Origin of the sequence: Devosia epidermidihirudinis (genome assembly GCF_000971295.1) — a bacterium.
Lineage (GTDB): Bacteria > Pseudomonadota > Alphaproteobacteria > Rhizobiales > Devosiaceae > Devosia > Devosia epidermidihirudinis.
In genome coordinates, this window is the sequence record NZ_LANJ01000011.1 from 677,002 (window position 1) to 696,092 (window position 19,091).

Sequence of the window (19,091 nt, forward strand, 5' to 3'; positions counted from 1 at the left end):
GAGCTACTTTGATCGGTGAATTACGATGGAAAATGGTGACTCTGGGACCCAAGGTCAATCCCTGCTGCCGATGAGCCCGCATTTAGCCGGTATTGTGGTGTGACTAGCCATATAGGGGGTGTTTCTAAGGCGTTGCAATGCTTGGTAACATTCCCGTGTAGACGTTGGGACGACAACGCCGTCGTGCCACTGTCAAAGCCGAGGGAAAGCCATGCTCCCTCATCAGACGCGGCCAGTGCCCCAAACACCTGCCGTGACTGACAACAGTTCGCCTCCAAAGCGATTGGGCGGTCCTCAGGGGCCGCCTTTTTTGTTTCTGCTTGATTTTCTGGCGGCGGACGTTCAAACATGCGCGCCATGAAGACCCAGTTCATTCTGATTAACTGCTGCATTATTACCTGCTAACCACTCGTTGGCGGCGCGGTCTTCTTCATCCTAAATATCTGACACTCGAAGAGCCCCGTCTGCCCGCGCAAATCCGCATGGCCAGGACCGGACCCTTATGACCACGCCGCAGCTCACGCTCTATAATACGCTGACCCGCACCAAAGCCCCCTTCACGCCGCTCGATCCGAGCAATGTGCGGATGTATGTGTGCGGCCCCACGGTCTATGACTTTGCCCATATCGGCAATGCGCGGCCGGTCATCGTATTCGACGTGCTGTTCCGACTGCTGCGACATACCTATGGCGCTGAGCAGGTCACCTATGTCCGCAACATCACGGACGTCGACGACAAGATCAACGCGCGCGCCCTGCGTGATTTCCCCAATCTGCCACTGAACGAGGCGATCCGCCGCGTCACCGAGCGGACGGAAGATCAGTTCCTGTCGGATGTGGCTGCCCTTGGCACACTCGATCCCACCATCCAGCCACGCGCCACCGATAATATCGCCGAGATGCAGACGCTGATCAGCGACCTGCTCGCCAAGGAACACGCCTACAACGCCGCCGGCGAAGTGCTGTTCGATGTGAAGTCGATGCCCGACTACGGCCAACTTTCAGGGCGCAATCTGGAAGACAATCTGGCCGGTGCACGCATTGCCGTTGAGGCCCACAAGAAGAACCCCGCAGATTTCGTGCTGTGGAAGCAGTCGGCGGACAACGAGCCGGGCTGGGATAGCCCATGGGGTCGTGGCCGTCCGGGCTGGCATATCGAGTGCTCGGCCATGAGCGAGCGCTATCTTGGCCAGACCTTCGACATTCACGGCGGCGGTCTGGACCTGATCTTCCCGCACCACGAAAACGAAATCGCGCAGTCCCGTTGCGCCCATGGCACCCACGCCATGGCGACCGTATGGATGCACAATGGCTTCCTGCAGGTGGAAGGCCAGAAGATGTCCAAGAGCCTGGGCAACTTCGTGACCATCAATGATCTGCTGCAGACCGGTGCCATGGGCGGCCATGCCTGGTCCGGCGATGTGCTGCGCCTGGCCATGCTGATGACGCATTACCGCGAGCCCATCGATTTTTCGGTGAAGCGTCTGGATGAGGCCGAAGGCAAGCTGCGCGACTGGCAGCGCGCTGCCCGCGACGCCGAACCCTCCGACACCGAAGCACCCGATGAAGCCGTGATCACCGCCCTTTCGGATGATCTCAACTTCCACCGCGCCTCGGTGGCCATCGATGCCTTGGCCAAGCTGGCCGGACGCGAGGGCGGCGAGGCGTTCAAGGCCCGGCTGGCGGCGACACTGACGTTCCTCGGCTTCGGCCTCGACACCCTTCTCACGTCAGACGACGGCTGGGTTGAGCCTCCCCATATCGCAGCGGCTATCGCCCAGCGGCTTGAGGCGCTCAACGCCAAGAATTTCGCCGAGGCCGACCGCCTCCGCGATGAGCTGGCCGAGCAGGGCATCGCGCTGATGGACTACAAGGATCCTGAAACCGGCGAGCGCCGGACAAAGTGGGAGAGCAAGCGATGAGCACACCAGCCGCCCCGGAACTGACAGGTGGATGCCAGTGTGGCGCCGTACGGTTTCGTGTGACGCGGCTGGGCCGTCCATCCATCTGCCACTGCCGCATGTGCCAAAAGGCATTCGGTGGATTCTTTGGTCCCCTGGCCACTGCGCATAACGCCACGTGGACGCGCGGCGAGCCCAAGTGGTTCCAGTCCTCCAATTCGGCCCGCCGTGGCTTTTGCGGCGATTGCGGCACGCCTCTGGCCTATGAGACGCGCTTCGGGCTGGAGCTGGCGATTGGTGCTTTTGACAACCCCATGGATGCCGCGCCGGTCATTCAGGTCAACCTAGCCGACAAGCTGCCACTGTTCGACACGCTGACCAGCCTGCCTGTGCGGACCGAGACGAGTGACGAATGGCGCGACTTCCTCGCCGGCATTCATTCCAATCAGCATCCTGATCACGACACCACCGATTGGCCACCCAAGGAGCATTCCTGATGGATCGCTACGCGCTGGAAGTGAGCGGCGGCTGCCAATGTGGCGCCGTGCGCTATCACACCACTGAGATGATGGATAACTCCCACATCTGCCATTGCCGCATGTGCCAGAAGGCCGTTGGCAATGTGTTTGCCGCGCTGGTCGCTGCCCCGCGCGAGACGTTGGTGTGGACGCGCGGCACCCCTGCCCGCTTTCGCAGCTCGGACCATGTGGACCGCGGCTTCTGCCGCGACTGTGGCACGCCGCTGTTCTACGACGACATCACCGGCAACCGGGTGAACCTCACCATCGGCTCGCTGGACAATCCGGACCTCTTTCCGCCCGGGGCCAATACCGGGCAGGAAGGAGAAGTGAGCTGGTTTCGATCGCTCACCAGCATTCCAGATGGCGGTGCCACCGAAACAGGCCAGGAAAAATGGGCCTCGGCCATAAAGGCCACAAACCACCAACATCCCGACCACGACACGGCCGATTGGCCGCTTCCGCGTTAGAGAAAAGACTATGTCCAAAGAACGCCTCTATATCTTCGACACAACCCTGCGCGACGGTGCGCAGACCGCCGGCATCGAGTTCTCGCTTGAGGACAAGATTTCTATTGCCGGGCTGATCGAAGGTTTGGGCGTTGACTATATTGAGGGCGGCTATCCCGGCGCGAACCCGGTCGACACCGAGTTCTTCGAGCAGAAGCGCACGCGCCGTGCGACCTTCACTGCCTTTGGCATGACCAAGCGCACCGGCCGTTCCGTCGAGAACGATCCGGGCGTGCAAGCCATCATCCAGTCCAAGGCCGACGCCACGTGCTTTGTCGCCAAGGCGTGGGACCAGCAGGTCAAGGTTGCGCTTGAAATCTCGCTTGAGGAAAACCTCGACAACCTCCGCGAAACCGTCGCCGCTGCCGTTGCTGCCGGCAAGGAAGCGCTGATCGATTGCGAGCACTTCTTCGACGGTTTCAAGGCCAATCCGGACTATGCCCTATCTTGCGTCAAGACGGCGCTCGATGCGGGTGCACGCTGGATTGTGCTGTGCGACACCAATGGTGGCACAATGCCATCGGAAATCCGCGCCATTGTTAGCAGTGTGCTAGCAGTTGCGCCGGGGTCGCGCCTGGGTATCCACGCGCATGATGACACCGGTCAGGCCGTGGCCAACACCCTTGCAGCGGTCGAAGCCGGGGTCCGCCAGATCCAGGGCACGCTCAACGGCATCGGCGAACGCTGCGGCAATGCCAACCTCATCACCCTGATCCCTACTCTGGTGCTGAAGCCTGTCTTTTCCGATCACCTCGAAACCGGCATCGACGCGGATCGACTGTCCCGTCTGACCAAGATCTCACGGGCTTTCGAAGATCGCCTCAATCGCGCGCCGGTCAAGCAGGCGCCCTATGTCGGTGCGTCGGCCTTTGCCACCAAAGCGGGTATCCATGCCTCGGCCCTGCTCAAGGATTTCTCGAGCTACGAACACGTTCCGCCCGAAAGCGTGGGCAATGAACGCTCGATCATGGTCAGCCAGCAGGCCGGCAAGTCCAACCTGATCACGGCCCTCGCCCGCCACGGCATCACCCTGGCCAAGGATGACCCACGACTGGAGCGTATCCTCGCGACGGTCAAAGAGCGCGAGGCTCGTGGTTATTCCTATGACGGCGCTGATGCGTCCTTTGCGGTTCTCGCTCATGAAGTGCTGGGCACACTGCCGAGCTACTTCACCGTCGAAAACTACCGCACAAGTGTCGAGCGTCGCCACAATGCGCAGGGCGAGGAAATCACCGTCACCGAAGCGGTGGTCAAGATCCGCGTCGATGGCGAATTGCTGATGTCGGTGGCAGAAGGCAACGGCCCCGTTAACGCGCTCGATCTGGCCATGCGCAAAGACCTGGGCAAGTATTCCACGCGAATCGAAGATCTGGAACTTGTCGACTTCAAAGTCCGTATTCTGGACGGCGGCACGGGCGCGGTCACCCGTGTACTGGTTGAAAGCCGGGACGGCACCGGTGAACGTTGGTATACGATCGGCGTGTCGGCCAACATCATTGATGCATCGTTTGAAGCTCTGTATGAATCCATCACTTACAAGCTGCTGAAAACTGGGGCGACGCAGGATTCGACAGTAGAAGTGGCTTAACCGGGCAGTTTCGTTTCGACGACTCTGCGGCACATGTCTGGGAGGACAAACTGGCCGATACCGCTCCGAAAAAACCTCTTGCGCTCACCCTAGGGGCGGCGGCGGTTACGCTTGTTGTCATTGTCGGCGTTCTGACAGGTCCAAGTGTCGTTAATTGCTTCAACTCACCTGATGGCATGGGCCAGTGCCTGCGCGGAAAAATGACGGATGCGGGCCTGTTCCCGCAGCCAGATCCCGCGCCACTGACCGCTGAAACCGCGCCCGCTGTCGAGCCAGAAGTGGCTGCGCCTGCCGCTGAAGCTGCGGCAACGCCGGCTCCTGTGGCGACACAGGGCGATGTCGTGGCGGCCACCTTTGGGCTATTGCGCGCCGAGCCCGATGGCTCGGTGGTGATTGCTGGTAGCGGCACGCCGGGCACCGAAGTTGAGGTCTATTCCGACGACGACCTGCTCGGTAGCACCAAGGTCGAATCATCGGGTGACTGGGTGATCGTGCCGGAAGAGCCCATCGCGCCCGGTGGCACCGAAATCACGCTCGCTGAAGCGGGCAAAACGGGTCGTGCGGCAGAGTCTTTTGTCGTCGTGATCCACGAAGACAAGACCACCCAGCCACTGGTGGTCGCCAGCACCCCGGGCGAAGCCAGCGCTGTACTGCAGGGCCTGACCGCGCCAGCCGCAGGCACCACGACTGCGGTTGCCGCCGCGACCGTGCCAGCCACACCGGCACCTGAAGCCGCGCCGGCACCTGCGCCAGAGGCCGCCCAGGCCCCTGCCGAGACCACCGCACCGACCGAAGCCCCGATTGTTGTAGCGGCGCAGCCCGAAGCTCCGGCTGTTGAGCCCGCGCCAACAGCCGTCGTTGCCGAGCCCGCAGCCCCGGCAGAGCCAGCAGCGCCCGCCGTTCCTGCGGAACCGGCAACGCCTGCAGCCCCAGCAGAAGCTATTGAACCACCCCCTGCTCCAGCAGCGGAGCCCGCTGCGGTCGCGCAAGAACCAGAGACGGCAGTGGCCGCGGCGACACCGGAAGCCGCAACGCCTGCCCCTGTTGCCGCACCAGCTCCCGTAACACCCACAATCGACGCGATTGAAATCGAAGGTCAGCGCACCTTCTTTGCCGGTAGCGGCAGCAATGGTGCGACGGTTCGGCTGTATGTGGATGACAGCTTCATCGCTGACTCAAAGGTCGCCGACGGTCGTTGGCTGATTGAAGCCGGCCCGGTGCTGAACAAGCCAAGCCAGCGCGTCCGTATCGACCAGCTCGAAGCCGGCACCGGCACTGTGCTGTCCCGCGCGGAAGTCGACTTCACCGTCGACCTGCCCGCCGAGACGCCACCAGTGCAGGTTGCGGTTGCGCCCGAGACGCCCGCAGTAGAAGCAACCCAGCAGCCGGAAGCGCCGGTTGCAGTTGAGCCCGCCCCTGCCGCAGAGACTGCACCAGCAGAGGTCGCCGCACCGGCCCCGACTGCTCCCGCAGTGGTTGCACCGCAGGAACCCGCTGTTCCGACCATGGTCGGCGTGGCCGTGGGCGATGCCGATAGCCAGCGCTTCGCGTCTGGCAAGGCCATCATCCGCCGTGGCGACAATCTCTGGACGATTGCCCGCCGCGTCTATGGCTCGGGCTACAAGTATACGACGATCTACAACGCCAATACCGGCCAGATCCGCGACCCCGACCGCATCTATCCCGGTCAGGTGTTCGACCTGCCCGCCGCGGCGCAGTAACGCAAAGGGCCCCGGAGTGATCCGGGGCCCTTCTTGATTTTAGGAGTATTCAGGCCCGCTGCACGGTCTGATTGATGTCGCCAAAGACGGTACGCCCATCCGCTGTAACCGCCCCGATACGGACAGTATCGCCGGTCTGCAGGAATGGCGTGCGCGCCCGACCATATTTGAGTTTCTCGACAGTCCGCGCCTCGGCAATGCAGGCAAAGCCAATGCCATCGCGCTTGATCGGCAGGCTTTCATCATGCCGGTTGGATACGGTGCCGCCACCAATGATGGTGCCCGCAGTGAGCTTTCGCGTGCGCGCAGCTTCCACGATCAAGTCGGCGAAGTCGAAATGCATGTCGGTGCCCGCATTGGGCTGACCGAACAACGTACCGTTGACCTCGATCCGCACGGACAAATGCAGGCGACTATCGCGCCAGGCTTCGCCCAAGGAATCTGGCGTGATGACGATGGGCGCGAACGATGAAGATGGCTTGGCGTGGAAGAAGCCGAAGCCGTTCTGCAGATCGTCGGCCACAAGGCGTCGCAATGAGACGTCATTGCACACGGTGATGAGGCGAATAGCTGATGCGGCCTGGTCACGCGTCGCGCCCATCGGTACGGGGCCGACAATGACGGCGACCTCTGCCTCAAAGTCTATCGCCAGATCGCCCTCCGGCACCACGATGGGCGCTGTCGGGGCCACCAACGAATCAGAACCGCCCTGATAGAGCAACGGCCGCGCCGACTGCAGCTCGGCATCCTTGCTGCCATTGAGCGTGCGAACGCGTTCGAGGTGGCTGAGATACCCTGCCCCGTCGATCCACTGATAAGCGCGTGGCAGGGGCGCCAGCGCGTTGCCCGCATCGAACGGCTGACCGGCAATAGCGCCCGCATCCAGCTGGACCGAAAGCGCGGCAAGCGCCGGTGCGTGGGCGTTCCAGTCATCAAGCGCCGCCTGCAGGGTCGGCGCAATCCGCCCCGCCGCGACACAGCGCGCAAGGTCTGCGGAGACAACCACCAGCTGTCCGTCGGGGCGCCCATTGTTCAAGGTGGCGAGTTTCATCGGTGCATTCTTTCACTAGTGTGACCGGGCAGCGCTATCAGGCCATGAAGACGCCTACTATAATGTTGCCATGTGCCCTAGCGATGTCTTAAGGCGCTTCACCGGGCATGGATCATGCCCACCGCTGCGGCGCGGATGAACAGGATTTTATGGTGGGTTTCGGCAGTCACGGCGCACGCGCCTTTGTGCTCCTGATGCTGGCAGCGGTGCTGCTGGTGATGGACGTCAACACGGCTTATGCGCAGTCCTCGCAGTGTTCGCGGCTGGAACGCACGCTGCGCCAGTTCGACAGCAATGGCGACTTCCGCCAGATGGGTGGCAATTCCCAGGCTGCGCGCCAGCTGGCCCGCGACGTTCAGAACGCCGAAAGCCGCTATGTCCGCGACGGGTGCAACGACGACGCCAAGGCTGGCCGCGTGCTGACGCCGCAGTGCCAGCAGGTGGCTCGCCTCGTGCTCAAGCTGCGCGCCGACTACGCCAAGGTTTCACAGGCCGTGGACACGGCCAATGCCGTTGCTGGCCAGCGCGAAGCCATCCTGCAGGAAATGGCCCGCTTTGGCTGCAATGCCGGCTCCAGCGCCACCATGACCAACCAGCGTCAGTCGCTGTTCGACCGCATCTTTGGCACCACCACTGAAGGCGACTTCACCGATGGCCAGATGATCAATGGCGGCGACCCCTGGGGCTCGAGCGGCTATCAGACTGTGCGGACTGTATGCGTGCGCATGAGCGACGGCTATTTCTGGCCAATCAGCTATTCCACCCTGCCCGACTATGTCGGCAATGACGCGCAGGCCTGTCAGGCGAGTTGTCCGACGACGCCCGTACAGCTTTATTTCTACGACAATCCGGGCCAGGAGCCCGAGCAGATGCGCAACCAGTTTGGCGAGGCCTATACCTCCATGCCAAACGCCTTCCGCTATCGTGACCAGCTCGACACCAGCGACGCCGCCAGCTGCAAGGTTGCGCCGCGCTCGGATGGCTCAGTGAGTTTGGCGACGGCCGATGACGGCTCTGCGCGCGCGATGATCGATGTGGCCGAAGGCAGCTTCCCGCTACCGCTACGCGATCCGCGTGGGGTCACAGCCGTGGCTGCACCCACGCCCACCATTGCTCCGCTGCAGACGGCGACACTGGTTGCTATTCCCCTGCCCCGCCCACGCCCTGCCGGCCCGGGCGAAACGCCAGTCACCCGCCCGACAAGCCTGACGGCTGCCGAGACGGGTGTACGCCTCGTTCAATTCGGGGATCGCGTGGTTAGGGTAGTCGGTCCAGACACGCCTTACGCCCAACCAGTGGGAGCAGGGACTTAAGTTCCGGCCCATCGTGGCGGCCCGTCAGCGCCATGCGCAACGGCAGGAAAAGTCTCTTACCCTTGCGGCCAGACGCGCTCTTGAGTGCGTCGGTCCACTGCCCCCAGGTCTCCAGCGACCAAGGCTCGGCAGGCAATAGTTCGCGCGCCGCCACCAGGAACTCGCGATCCTCGTCAGCGATGACGGGTTCGACCGGACCGGTGACGAGTTTGGACCACTCAGCGATATCGGCAAACTTGCGCAGGTTCTCACGCAGCAAGTTCCATACGGCCTCGTTGTCGACGCCATAAGCGGCCAGACGCGGCGCGGCCTCGGCAAAACTCATGGCATGCAGAATGCGGGCATTGAGATTGTCCAGTTCCACCGGATCAAAGCGTGCCGCGCCATGCGAGATCATGGCGAAGTCGAGCTTGGCCGCGATGTCTTCCAGCGAGCCATAGGCTTCAATCGGCAGACTGGTGCCGGTGATGCTGGCCATGATGGCAATTGCCAGCGACTCATAGCCCTCATCGCGGAAATCGCTGATCGACTGGCTGCCAAGCCGCTTGGAGAACCCCTGCCCTTCGGCGTCGGTCAGCAGATTGTGGTGAGCGAAGATTGGCACGGAGCCACCAAGCGCTTCGAAAATCTCGATTTGAGTGCCGGTATTGGACACGTGATCTTCGCCACGAATGACATGGGTGATGCCCAGATCGATGTCGTCGACGACCGAGGGAAGCGTGTAGAGATAGCTGCCATCTTCGCGCACCAAAACAGGGTCAGACATCGACGCGGTGTTAACAGTCTGTGAACCTTTGATGAGGTCTGTGAACTGAACCGGGCGACCATCGAGCTTGAAACGCCAATGCGGCTTGCGGCCCTCGGCTTCCAGCTTGGCCCGGTCTTCATCGGTCAGCTTGAGTGCGGCGCGATCATAAATCGGTGGCTTGCCCATCGCCCGCGCACGGGCGCGACGACGGCTCAGCTCGTCTTCGGTTTCGTAGCAAGGATATAGGCGCCCCGCCGCGATCAGGCGGTCTCGGGCCTCATCATAGAGCGCAGTGCGTTCGGACTGGCGCACCAACAGGTCCGGCGTGATGCCGAGCCAGGCCAGATCGACCTCAATGCCATCTGCAAATTCGCGGGTCGAACGGGCCAGATCGGTGTCGTCCATACGCAGGACATACTTGCCGCCATTGCGACGGGCAAAGAACCAGTTGAGCAGCGCAGGCCGCGCGTTACCGAGGTGAATGCGGCCAGTTGGGGACGGCGCCCAGCGAACAATCGTCATCCGAGGGTGCGATCCTTGTATCCATTGGTGATTGGGTATTTACGCCCCTGCCCGAAGGCCTTGGGCGAGAGTTTGGGTCCGGGCGCCGACTGGCGCCGCTTGTATTCGGCGATATTGACCAGCCGCTCGATCCGCTCGACCAGCGCCTGATCGTGCCCCTTGGCGACGATCTCGGCGATGGACAATTCGTCTTCGACGAGCCCGGTGAGGATTGCATCCAGCACCGGGTAAGGCGGCAGGCTATCCTGATCGGTCTGGTTGGGGCGCAGCTCGGCCGATGGCGCCTTGTCGATAATGGCCTGGGGAATGACTGCGCCTGTTGGGCCAAGGCAATCACCGGGCCGATGGCTGTTGCGCCAGTCTGCGAGGCGGTAGACCTCCATCTTGAACATGTCCTTGAGCGGGTTATAGCCGCCGTTCATGTCGCCATAGATGGTGGCGTAGCCAACGCCCATTTCTGACTTGTTGCCGGTGGTCAGCAGCATGGAGCCGAGCTTGTTGCTGACAGCCATCAGCACCACGCCGCGCATGCGCGACTGGATATTCTCTTCCGCCAGATCGAGCGGACGGCCAGCAAAGATCGGGCCCAGCTCGGTCAGCGCGTGATCGACGGGATCACCAATGGAAACAATGTCATAGCGCACGCCGAGGCGCTCCGCGCAATCCTTGGCGTCTTTCAGGCTCGCATCGGACGTGTAGCGATAGGGCAGCATGATGCAGTGGACGTTGTCGGCGCCGAACGCGTCCACAGCCATCGCCGCGACCACGGCGCTATCGATGCCACCGGACAGGCCGAGCACAACCTGCTTGAAGCCGTTTTTGTAGACATAGTCGCGCAGGCCCAGCACGCAGGCGAGCCACGGGGCTTCGTCGGTCGTGGTCAGCTCGGTCACTTCGCCCTGCGCACAGGTCCAGCCATTGTCGCCGCGCACCCAGTCGGAAACGATGAAATCGGTGGCGAAGGATTTGCCCTGGAAGACCAACTTGTTGCCGGGCTCCATGGCAAAGGACGCACCGTCGAACACCAGTTCGTCCTGCCCGCCAACCTGATTGAGGTAGAGCATGGGCAGGTCGTCTTCGGTGACCCGGGCGCGGACCAGTTCCTTGCGGACGTGCTGCTTGTTGGTCCAGTAGGGCGAACCATTGGGGCAGAGCATGATCTCGGCGCCACGCATGGCGAGATGCTCGCAGACGCTGGAATGCCAGATGTCTTCGCAGATCGGGATACCGACCGGCACGCCCTTGATCATCACCGGATCAGGCAATGGCCCAGCGGTGAAATAGCGCTTTTCGTAGAACACGTCGGTGTTGGGCAGCTCGCGCTTGTAGCGCGTGGCGATGATCTCGCCGTTCTCAGCCACCAGCACCGCGTTATGAAGGCCGGTCTTTTCCTGCCAGATGGTGGGCAGCACCAGCACGACATCGGTGCCTGAGGTATCAGCGATCAGCGTACGGGCGACCTGCATCGCATCTGCGACGAACTTGGGCTTGAACAGCAGATCGTCAGGAAAATAGCCGGTCAGGAAAAGCTCGGAGAGCAGCAGCACGTCGGCTTTTGCGGCGACGGCGTCGGCCAGCGCGGTGCGGGCCAGGGCAAGATTTCCGACAAGGTCACCGACCTTGGGATTGAGCTGGGCAAGCGCAATTCTGAGGCGGTCTGTCACGATGATCTAAGCCCGTGTGCTGATAAAACCTGGCGCGGCAGCGGGGTAACCGGCCGCGCGCAAGACTTATCCGCTCGCCCCATCAAGGGCAAGCGGACAACGGGTAAAGTGACGCTTAGAAGCGGCCAGTCAGCTCAAACATCGCGCCGTAACGGAAGATTCGTGCATAGTCGCTGGCCATAATGAAGCCCTGCTTGCCAGACACGTTGCCGGCGCCGTCAACGGTGTAGCCGTCAAACTTAGCGTCCAGTGCACCCTCAACATACCAAGCCCGCCCGCCCACACGGAGCGTCAGGTTTTCTGTAGGGTGGAAACCGACCATTAGTTCACCCATGGCTCCATAGCCGGTACCCGACAGATTGGTTTGCGAGGCCTTATAGAGTGTGTTGCCACCGCCCAAGGGAACGCCATTGAGCTCGTGAGGCCCAAGCACGCCAGTGACGTGGGCGTAGGGAATACCGGCGACTTCAGCCTGAACATCAAACATGTCGTTGATTTCTGCGGTACCGCGAACGCCGATACGGAGGGCGTGGATATCGAGATTGTCAGGCGAGCTGTCTACACCCGTGGTGGGAGCACCTGGGGCTCCCGTGATAAAGTTGCCGCGCCCAATGTCTGGAGAGTCATTCCAATACTGGTAGCCGACGAGGCCACCGACGGCGACGCCCTCGGTCGCGTTGCCAAATGGCAGCCAGCCGAAGTCTGCCCCGACGTAGCCGATGCGGCTGCTCTGGCCGATTGCGGTGCTGTTACCGGGTGACAACGTAAAATCACCCGAAGTCGAAACGCTCAGGCCGGCATTGGCCTTCACGTAGGACTGCGTATAGAGATCGTCGATCTTGCCGTGCACTTCGAGAATGTGGCTTCTATCATTGACGCTCAGCGTCGTCGGACCAAAGCCGGCTTCCTGGCTGCCAATGGAGTACCAATAGCGCAGGCCGGTTTCGAACCGCAGGCTACCCTCTTCTGAAGCCCAATCATTGGGGTACGCGGAACGAAGTTCCGGATAGTCAGCTGCGATGGCGGGGGCCGCTGCACAGAGGGCCAAAAGAGCAATTGCGCCTTTTAGGGTGCGGGTCATGAGATCCTCCGGAGGGTAATCCCGTTCTGGGTTCTTGCAAATTTATGGGGCATTAGGGTTAATGTTCCGCTAAACCATGACCCCACGACTCTATTGGTGTTTTGGTAACCCGGGGGGGCGCAAAATCAGTCAAATCGTTGAGATCGGCGCACGCCCTGCGCAACTGGATGCAGCTTCAGGAGTTGCACTCCATCTGGACAACGACTGAAGACAAAGAGCTAAGTGATGACTTGTAAGATACTGGTTGTGGAAGACGAAATTTTCGTCGCAACCGAGATCGAATATGTGATCGAGGAAATGGGTTTTGAATCCGTGGGCATCGCCTCGGATCAGAAGTCGGCGCTGGCACTTGCGAGCGATGCCGATGTTGCCCTCGTCGACCTCAATTTGACGGATGGTCCGAGCGGCATGGCCATTGGCCGTATTCTAGCCCAGACCCATGGCGTGACAGTGCTGTTCATGACGGCCAATCCCAGCCAGTTGGGTGAAGGTATTCCGGGCACGGTGGGCGTGCTGCCCAAGCCAGTGACCGATAGCGAGTTGCGCGCGGCCGTTGCCTATGCGGTTGCACGTCGTGAAGCGGCAGAGGCCGTTCCGCCAAAGCGCATGCGCCTATTTGAATGGACCACGCCACTCGGCGCATAAGGACTGGGAGAGCCAGGTACCCTCCCCTGTTGGTGGCTAAGTGCCAACCTGCGATTGCAGGCGCGCGGACCGGCGTAGCGCATCAACCGGCACCACAATATCCACACGAAGACCATCTGGCTCCCAAAGCCGGGTCACTTGCCCGCGCAATTGCCCCTCAACGCTGAGATTGATGACGCGCGTTCCGAAGCCAATGGTTTCGGTGTCTTCGACCACGGCTGGGCCGCCATGTTCTTTCCAGACCAAGCGATACTTGTCGCCCTCCGTTGCCCCGGTGAGGGACACAGAGCCATCGCCGCTGGAGAAAGCGCCGTATTTAGCCGAGTTGGTTGCCAGCTCGTGGAACAACAGGGCTAGAGGCGTTGCTGCACCGTCGTCGATCTCGGCGTCCTCTCCGATGAAGGTGACTCGCTCCTGGCCAATTTCCCGATAGGGCGACAACAGTCGTTCGAGCAGAGAGCGCAGCGACCCCTGATTTTCCGGCGGACGGGACTGGTGATGAGGCCGCACGAAATCATGCGCTTCGCCCAGCGCGTAGATGCGCTGGCGCAGTTCATCTGCAAAGGATTTCACCTCTGGCCGACTACGGGCCGACAGGCTCACGATGCCGATCAAAACAGCAAAGATGTTCTTGATACGGTGACTAAGCTCCTGCGCGACCAGCTCACGCTCTTCGGCGGCCAGGCGCGTCTCGTGGATGTCGGTCAGTGTGCCGAACCATCTGACTACCCGCCCGTCCTGATCACGCACCGGCAGGGCCAGCCCGAGTGTCCAGCGATAATCACCACTATTGTGGCGCAGGCGATGCTCGATCTTGTATTCTTCGCCAGTGGCCAGGCTGTGCTGCCAGGTGGCGGCAGCCCGTTCCTGATCGTCAGGATGGTAGACGTCTACCCAACCTTCAGTCGCTTTCTGCTCCCGTGCGAGGCCGGTAAACTCGTACCAACGGTCGTTGTAATAGTCGTGCGTCCCGTCAGACAGGGTCGACCAGACCATCTGCGGCATGGTGTTGGCCAAAGTGCGGAAGCGCAATTCGCTCTCTTCAAGGGCCGCAGCCACGCGCCGCTGCTCGGAGACATCGACGACCACGCCAGGAAACCGCTCGGCGCGCCCCTCGGCATCAAGCCGAGCGCGCCCGGTGGCAATGACCCAGTGCGTCTCACCCGTAATGGGCGACACTACGCGATATTCGGTGTTGAGATGACCGCCGCCGTTGAGCGCCGCCTGAATATCTACACGCACCCGCTCGGCATCGTCGGGATGAACAACGTTCAACAGATCGTCCATCGGCAGCCCGAGCCCCGCATGCAACGGATCGAGATTGTAGAGCTGGGCAAACTTGTCATCGGCGGTGACGATATTTCGGGTCACATCCCAGTCCCAGGTCCCGATAAGGGTTGAGCCGCCCAGTGCGAGTGACAACCGTTCCTCGCTCCGCGCCAAAGCGCGTTCGGCCATGATACGGTCGGTCGTTTCGTGCACCAGGCACAGCGTGCCGAGCGGCAGGCCGTCATTGTTCAGGATTGGGCTATAGTGCAGGTCCATCCAGCCAGACTCGGGCTGGCCATGGCGATTGAGCACCAGCTCCTGATCGCGCAAAACGATAGTCTCGCCGCGCAGACCCATCGCGATCTTGTCGGCGTTGAAGTCCGCAATCTCTGGCCAGGCTTCAAGTGCCGGCTGCCCAAAAATGGCGGGATGACGCTCTCCGGCAAATTCGGCATAGCTGTCATTGTAGATCAGCACGCCGTCAGGGCCGACCATCATCACCATGGGGCTGGCGGCGGCCATCATGACCCGAATGGCGCCCTTCAGGCTCTCCGGCCAATCCGGGATGGGTCCCAGCAGGCTTGTTGCCCAGTCGAAGTCATTGATGAGCTTGAGCGTCGGACTTTGCTCGAGTCGCGCGCGAACCTCGGGACTCGCAGCAGGAAAGAGAGATCTTGGCATGCGATGGTCTCGTGAGGCTGAAACAAATTCGGCGCGATGTAGTCATGCTACACCACGCCGAACTGACAACGCACCAAAGATGCTAAGAGTTCACAGAACCGAACGAATTATTCGCCTGCGGCCAAACGCTGGCGCGGCGGCTTCTGTGCGTGCACTTCTTCCGAGACGAGGAAAGCCAGCTCAAGCGCCTGACTCGCATTGAGGCGTGGGTCGCAATAGGTGTTGTAGCGGTCAGCCAGAGTGGCCTCTGTCACCGCCGAAACACCGCCGACACATTCGGTCACGTCGTCGCCCGTCATCTCGATATGCACGCCACCGGCATAGGTGCCCATTTCGCGGTGCACATCGAAGAACGACTTCACTTCCGACAGCACGCGATCGAATGGACGGGTCTTGAAGCCGGTCGATGCCTTGATGGTGTTGCCGTGCATCGGATCGGAGCACCAAACGACAGTGCGGCCGGCGCGCTGTACGGTTTCGATCAGGCGTGGCAGGTGATCGTTGATCTTGTCCGAGCCAAAGCGCGCGATCAGCGTGATGCGGCCAGCTTCGTCAGTTGGGTTCAACCGGTCGAGCAGGCGCAACAGGTCCTCATTGCTCAGCGTCGGGCCACACTTGATGCCGATGGGGTTCTTGATGCCGGCGAAGTACTCAACATGGGCTGAATCGGGCTGGCGGGTGCGGTCGCCGATCCACAACATGTGGCCAGAGGTGGCGTACCAGTCGTTGGAAATGGAGTCGCGACGGGTCAGCGCCTCTTCGTAGCCGAGCAGCAGGGCTTCGTGGCTGGTGAAGAAGCTGGTCTGACGCAGCGCAGGTGTGTTGTCGGGGTTAAGCCCAAGCGCAGCCATGAAGGTGATGGCGTCGTCGATCTTGCGGGCCACTTCCTCGTAACGCGGATACCAATTCGAGCCCTTCATGAAGCCCACGGTCCAGTCATGGATGCGGGTCAGTTCGGCGTAGCCGCCCATCGAGAAGGCGCGCAGCAGGTTCAGCGTCGCGGCCGACTGGCGATAGGCCTGCAGCATGCGATCGGGATCGGGAACGCGCGAGGCTTCGTTGAAGTCGATGGCGTTGATGATGTCGCCGCGATAGCTGGGCAGCTCGACGCCGTCGATAACCTCGGTGTCGGAGGAGCGTGGTTTGGCAAACTGGCCGGCCACACGGCCAACCTTGACCACTGGCTTGGACGCGCCGTGGGTCAGCACAACGGCCATTTGCAGGAAGACGCGGAAGAAGTCGCGGATGTGGTCCGCGCCATGTTCAGCAAAGCTTTCGGCGCAGTCGCCGCCCTGCAGCAGGAAGGCCTCGCCGCGCGCAACGGATGCGAGCTTGGACTTGAGATCGCGGGCTTCGCCGGCAAACACCAGCGGCGGGAAGGTCGCGAGTTGGCGCTCAGCTTCGGCGAGAGCCGCCGCATCTGGATAGGCCGGCACCTGAGAAATCGGCTTGGCGCGCCAGCTATCGGGGGTCCAGGTGCTCATGTTCGGGTGTTCCTACCAGGTCGCATGTGTGCGTGGGGGCGGAATACCAAGGCTGGCGGAGCGGGACAAGGGGAAACAGGGTGGAGATTAGTTGAAGGGCCCCAGAGGGGGCACCGGACATCACCCGACCTGCGAGTAGATCTCCAACCGGCTCTTGCGTTCCACAACAGGGGCCAATGCATCCATGACGCGAGCCCGCGGGAAGGTCGCGATCACTTCGGTGCCAAAGCGCAGTTTGGAGAACAGATCGAAGCGCCCCTGGTGCAGCTCCATGATCTTCTGCACGATGGGAAGGCCCAGGCCAGCGCCCTGCTCTGCTGTCTTCTGGGCCAGCGAGCCCTGCCCGAACGAGCTCAACACGGTTGCGATTTCTTCTTCGGGAATGCCCGGACCATTGTCCTTGACGGAGATCAGCTGCCCGCCATCGCCGCTCCGCGTCACCACCAGCACGACCTTGCCATGCTGGGGGGTGAACTTGATGGCATTGCTCAAAAGGTTCAGCACCACCTGGCGGATGGCGCGTTCGTCGCCCCACAGACGTGGCAGGTTATTGCTGACGTTGAAGATCAGCTCGATGCCCTTGGACTTGGCGCGCAGTTCCATCATGCGGCGGCAGTCTTCAGCGATATCAACCAGCGACACCACTTCCTCGTGCAGCTCGTACTTGCCCGCCTCAATGCGGCTGAGATCGAGCAGTTCGTTGATGAGGTTGAGCAGGTGCTGGCCGCTGGAGTGAATGTCACCAGCGTATTCCTTGTACTGGGGCACCTGATGGTTGCCCAGCAGCTCCGACTTCAGCACTTCGGAAAAGCCGATAATAGCGTTGAGCGGGGTCCGCAGCTCATGGCTCATGGTCGCGAGGAACTGCGACTTAGCAATATTGGCCTGCTCGGCGTGGCGCCGGGCCTCGTCCGACATCTCGCGGGCCTCTTCGAGCTCGCTGATCAGGGAGTCCTTTTCCGCCTGGTGCGAAATGGTCTCAAGCTCGGAGGCATGCAGCATGCGGGCGATATAGACGAAGAATATCTCGCCGAAGATCACCACCGCAGCCAGCGTGTAATTCAGGGTACCCCCCGAGACCAGCAGGCTGGCCGAAACGGTGATGGTCACCGGCATGGTGCTCATCAGTGTAGCCGGTGGCAGCGTGTGCGTCGCCACGGCGTTGGAGGCGATCGCCACCAGAACCATGGCAAACATCATGGGCGCCAGGGCGTCGGCATTCGTTACCACCGAGAACAGGGCGAGCAGCGACCACGCCGCACCGTAGCCGACCTCGGCAATCATGAAGCGGTTGGTCCAGCGTTCGGCGCTGAATTTGCTGGGGTCTTCGCGGAGGAAACGCCGTGCCATCAGCACCAGCATGAACAGGCCAAGCACAACGCCGCCCGCCCAGAGGCAGGCAAAAAAGACCGGCACCCAGAATGTGGACACCCCGGCCAACACGACGACGACGATGCCCATGGGCAACGCATTGGAAATGCGCGTCCCGGCGTAGTTCATCATCAGTTCGTAATCGAAATCGGCACGAGTGCCAGAGCTCGACGTCAGGCGTTGGCGCGCGTCAACGACGGTCTTCTGCGCTGCGCGCTTGCCATCACGCCCCATCTGCGATCGGACGTCGTCAGTGACAACCGTGTGGGACGACATGGAACTCTTTACTCGTTACTCATTACTAGGTGACGCGAACAAGAAACGCATTCGCTACGCTCACGGTCCAAACAGTACCGACCGCGTAGTTAACGGGTGGTGAAATCCTGGCTCGACTTCGATATCGCCGACGCTGGTTTTCCGGGCGCGGCGGGGCAATCCTTGCAATTGTGATCCTGGCAGGTGCAGCGGTGGCAGCCGCCTGGCTCGACACGCCCCCTCCCCCAATCGCCGGCATGGCGCGCGCCAGCGATGGTGACAGCCTGCGACTAGGGGACGAACGGGTCCGCATTCTCGACATCGATGCACCCGAGTTAGCGCAAAACTGCACTGAAACGAATGGGCGCGTTTGGTCGTGTGGCAAGGCCGCGCGCGACCGCATGGCGGCGCTTTTGGCTTCGGGCATTGTGGATTGCCGGCCCGAAGGCAAAGACCAGTACGGACGCCTCCTTGCCCGCTGCGTGGTTGGCGGCCGCGATATCGGCGCCACCATGGTGAGCGAAGGCCTGGCCGTTTCCTATGGCGGATATGCCCGTGAAGAGGCCGCTGCGCGCAAGGCTCGCCTTGGTATTTGGGGCGGCGATTTCGACGCGCCCAAAGCCTGGCGGGATGACCATCCCCGTCCCCAGGGCATCATGAACTGGCTCAGCGGCTTCGGCGTCTAGGTTAATGCGGGGTAAATTCCGCCGCACGAAGGCAGACTGCGCAAGATTATTGCTAAGTTCGGACAGATGTGGCACTTAGGCAGTG

General features: G+C 61.6%; 15 protein-coding genes. 8 read left to right on the forward strand and 7 right to left on the reverse strand.

Annotation, left to right across the window (positions count from 1 at the left end):
• The first annotated feature begins 502 nt into the window (after positions 1 to 502).
• From cysS to WH87_RS18900, 5 genes are all read left to right on the forward strand, one after another.
• A complete protein-coding gene (gene cysS / locus WH87_RS06455; protein WP_046138005.1) occupies positions 503 to 1,921 on the forward strand; it encodes a cysteine--tRNA ligase in 1,419 nt (472 codons plus the stop codon).
• Positions 1,918 to 2,397, forward strand: a complete 480-nt coding sequence (locus WH87_RS06460) for a GFA family protein (protein WP_046138004.1) — start codon at positions 1,918 to 1,920, stop codon at positions 2,395 to 2,397. Before cysS ends, WH87_RS06460 begins: the two co-directional genes overlap by 4 nt.
• The gene (locus WH87_RS06465; RefSeq protein WP_046138003.1) at positions 2,397 to 2,888 is read left to right on the forward strand and encodes a GFA family protein; all 492 of its coding nucleotides are present in this window, start codon (positions 2,397 to 2,399) and stop codon (positions 2,886 to 2,888) included. Before WH87_RS06460 ends, WH87_RS06465 begins: the two co-directional genes overlap by 1 nt.
• A gap of 10 nt (positions 2,889 to 2,898) precedes the next feature.
• Entirely contained in the window at positions 2,899 to 4,515 is a 1,617-nt protein-coding gene (gene cimA, locus WH87_RS06470; protein WP_046138002.1) for a citramalate synthase, read from the forward strand.
• A 200-nt stretch (positions 4,516 to 4,715) separates the two neighbouring features.
• Entirely contained in the window at positions 4,716 to 6,236 is a 1,521-nt protein-coding gene (locus tag WH87_RS18900) for a LysM peptidoglycan-binding domain-containing protein (protein WP_156458129.1), read from the forward strand.
• 49 nt (positions 6,237 to 6,285) lie between these two features.
• Here WH87_RS18900 and WH87_RS06485 read toward each other — a convergent pair whose 3' ends face one another.
• Positions 6,286 to 7,287, reverse strand: coding sequence for a fumarylacetoacetate hydrolase family protein (locus WH87_RS06485; RefSeq protein ID WP_046138001.1), 1,002 nt, complete (start codon positions 7,285 to 7,287; stop codon positions 6,286 to 6,288).
• A 107-nt stretch (positions 7,288 to 7,394) separates the two neighbouring features.
• Between WH87_RS06485 and WH87_RS06490 the strand changes: the two genes are divergently transcribed.
• A complete protein-coding gene (locus WH87_RS06490; protein ID WP_046138000.1) occupies positions 7,395 to 8,600 on the forward strand; it encodes a DUF2865 domain-containing protein in 1,206 nt (401 codons plus the stop codon).
• On the opposite strand, the gene gltX is transcribed toward WH87_RS06490, so the two are convergent.
• The 3 genes from gltX to WH87_RS06505 form a co-directional block, all read right to left on the reverse strand.
• Complete coding sequence (gene gltX, locus WH87_RS06495; protein WP_046137999.1) at positions 8,545 to 9,870, reverse strand: glutamate--tRNA ligase; 1,326 nt, start codon at positions 9,868 to 9,870, stop codon at positions 8,545 to 8,547. The genes WH87_RS06490 and gltX overlap by 56 nt on opposite strands.
• Positions 9,867 to 11,534 carry an NAD+ synthase gene (locus tag WH87_RS06500; protein ID WP_082092523.1) on the reverse strand — a complete coding sequence of 556 codons (1,668 nt, stop codon included), beginning with the start codon at positions 11,532 to 11,534 and terminating at the stop codon, positions 9,867 to 9,869. The genes gltX and WH87_RS06500 overlap by 4 nt, the downstream gene beginning before the upstream one ends.
• A gap of 115 nt (positions 11,535 to 11,649) precedes the next feature.
• A complete protein-coding gene (locus WH87_RS06505; RefSeq protein WP_046173230.1) occupies positions 11,650 to 12,615 on the reverse strand; it encodes a hypothetical protein in 966 nt (321 codons plus the stop codon).
• A gap of 225 nt (positions 12,616 to 12,840) precedes the next feature.
• On the opposite strand from WH87_RS06505, the gene WH87_RS06510 reads away from it, so the two are divergent.
• Positions 12,841 to 13,260, forward strand: a complete 420-nt coding sequence (locus WH87_RS06510) for a response regulator (RefSeq protein ID WP_046137996.1) — start codon at positions 12,841 to 12,843, stop codon at positions 13,258 to 13,260.
• A gap of 36 nt (positions 13,261 to 13,296) precedes the next feature.
• On the opposite strand, the gene WH87_RS18905 is transcribed toward WH87_RS06510, so the two are convergent.
• From WH87_RS18905 to WH87_RS06525, 3 genes are all read right to left on the reverse strand, one after another.
• Positions 13,297 to 15,210: a PAS domain-containing protein gene (locus WH87_RS18905; RefSeq protein WP_052726258.1), complete on the reverse strand. Its 1,914-nt coding sequence runs from the start codon at positions 15,208 to 15,210 to the stop codon at positions 13,297 to 13,299.
• Positions 15,211 to 15,317: 107 nt separating this feature from the next.
• Positions 15,318 to 16,694 carry a class II 3-deoxy-7-phosphoheptulonate synthase gene (locus WH87_RS06520; protein WP_046137995.1) on the reverse strand — a complete coding sequence of 459 codons (1,377 nt, stop codon included), beginning with the start codon at positions 16,692 to 16,694 and terminating at the stop codon, positions 15,318 to 15,320.
• A 120-nt stretch (positions 16,695 to 16,814) separates the two neighbouring features.
• On the reverse strand, positions 16,815 to 18,341 hold the full coding sequence (locus tag WH87_RS06525) for a sensor histidine kinase (protein ID WP_046137994.1): 1,527 nt from the start codon (positions 18,339 to 18,341) through the stop codon (positions 16,815 to 16,817).
• Positions 18,342 to 18,532: 191 nt separating this feature from the next.
• On the opposite strand from WH87_RS06525, the gene WH87_RS06530 reads away from it, so the two are divergent.
• Positions 18,533 to 19,006: a thermonuclease family protein gene (locus WH87_RS06530; RefSeq protein ID WP_245622309.1), complete on the forward strand. Its 474-nt coding sequence runs from the start codon at positions 18,533 to 18,535 to the stop codon at positions 19,004 to 19,006.
• Positions 19,007 to 19,091: the final 85 nt, after the last annotated feature.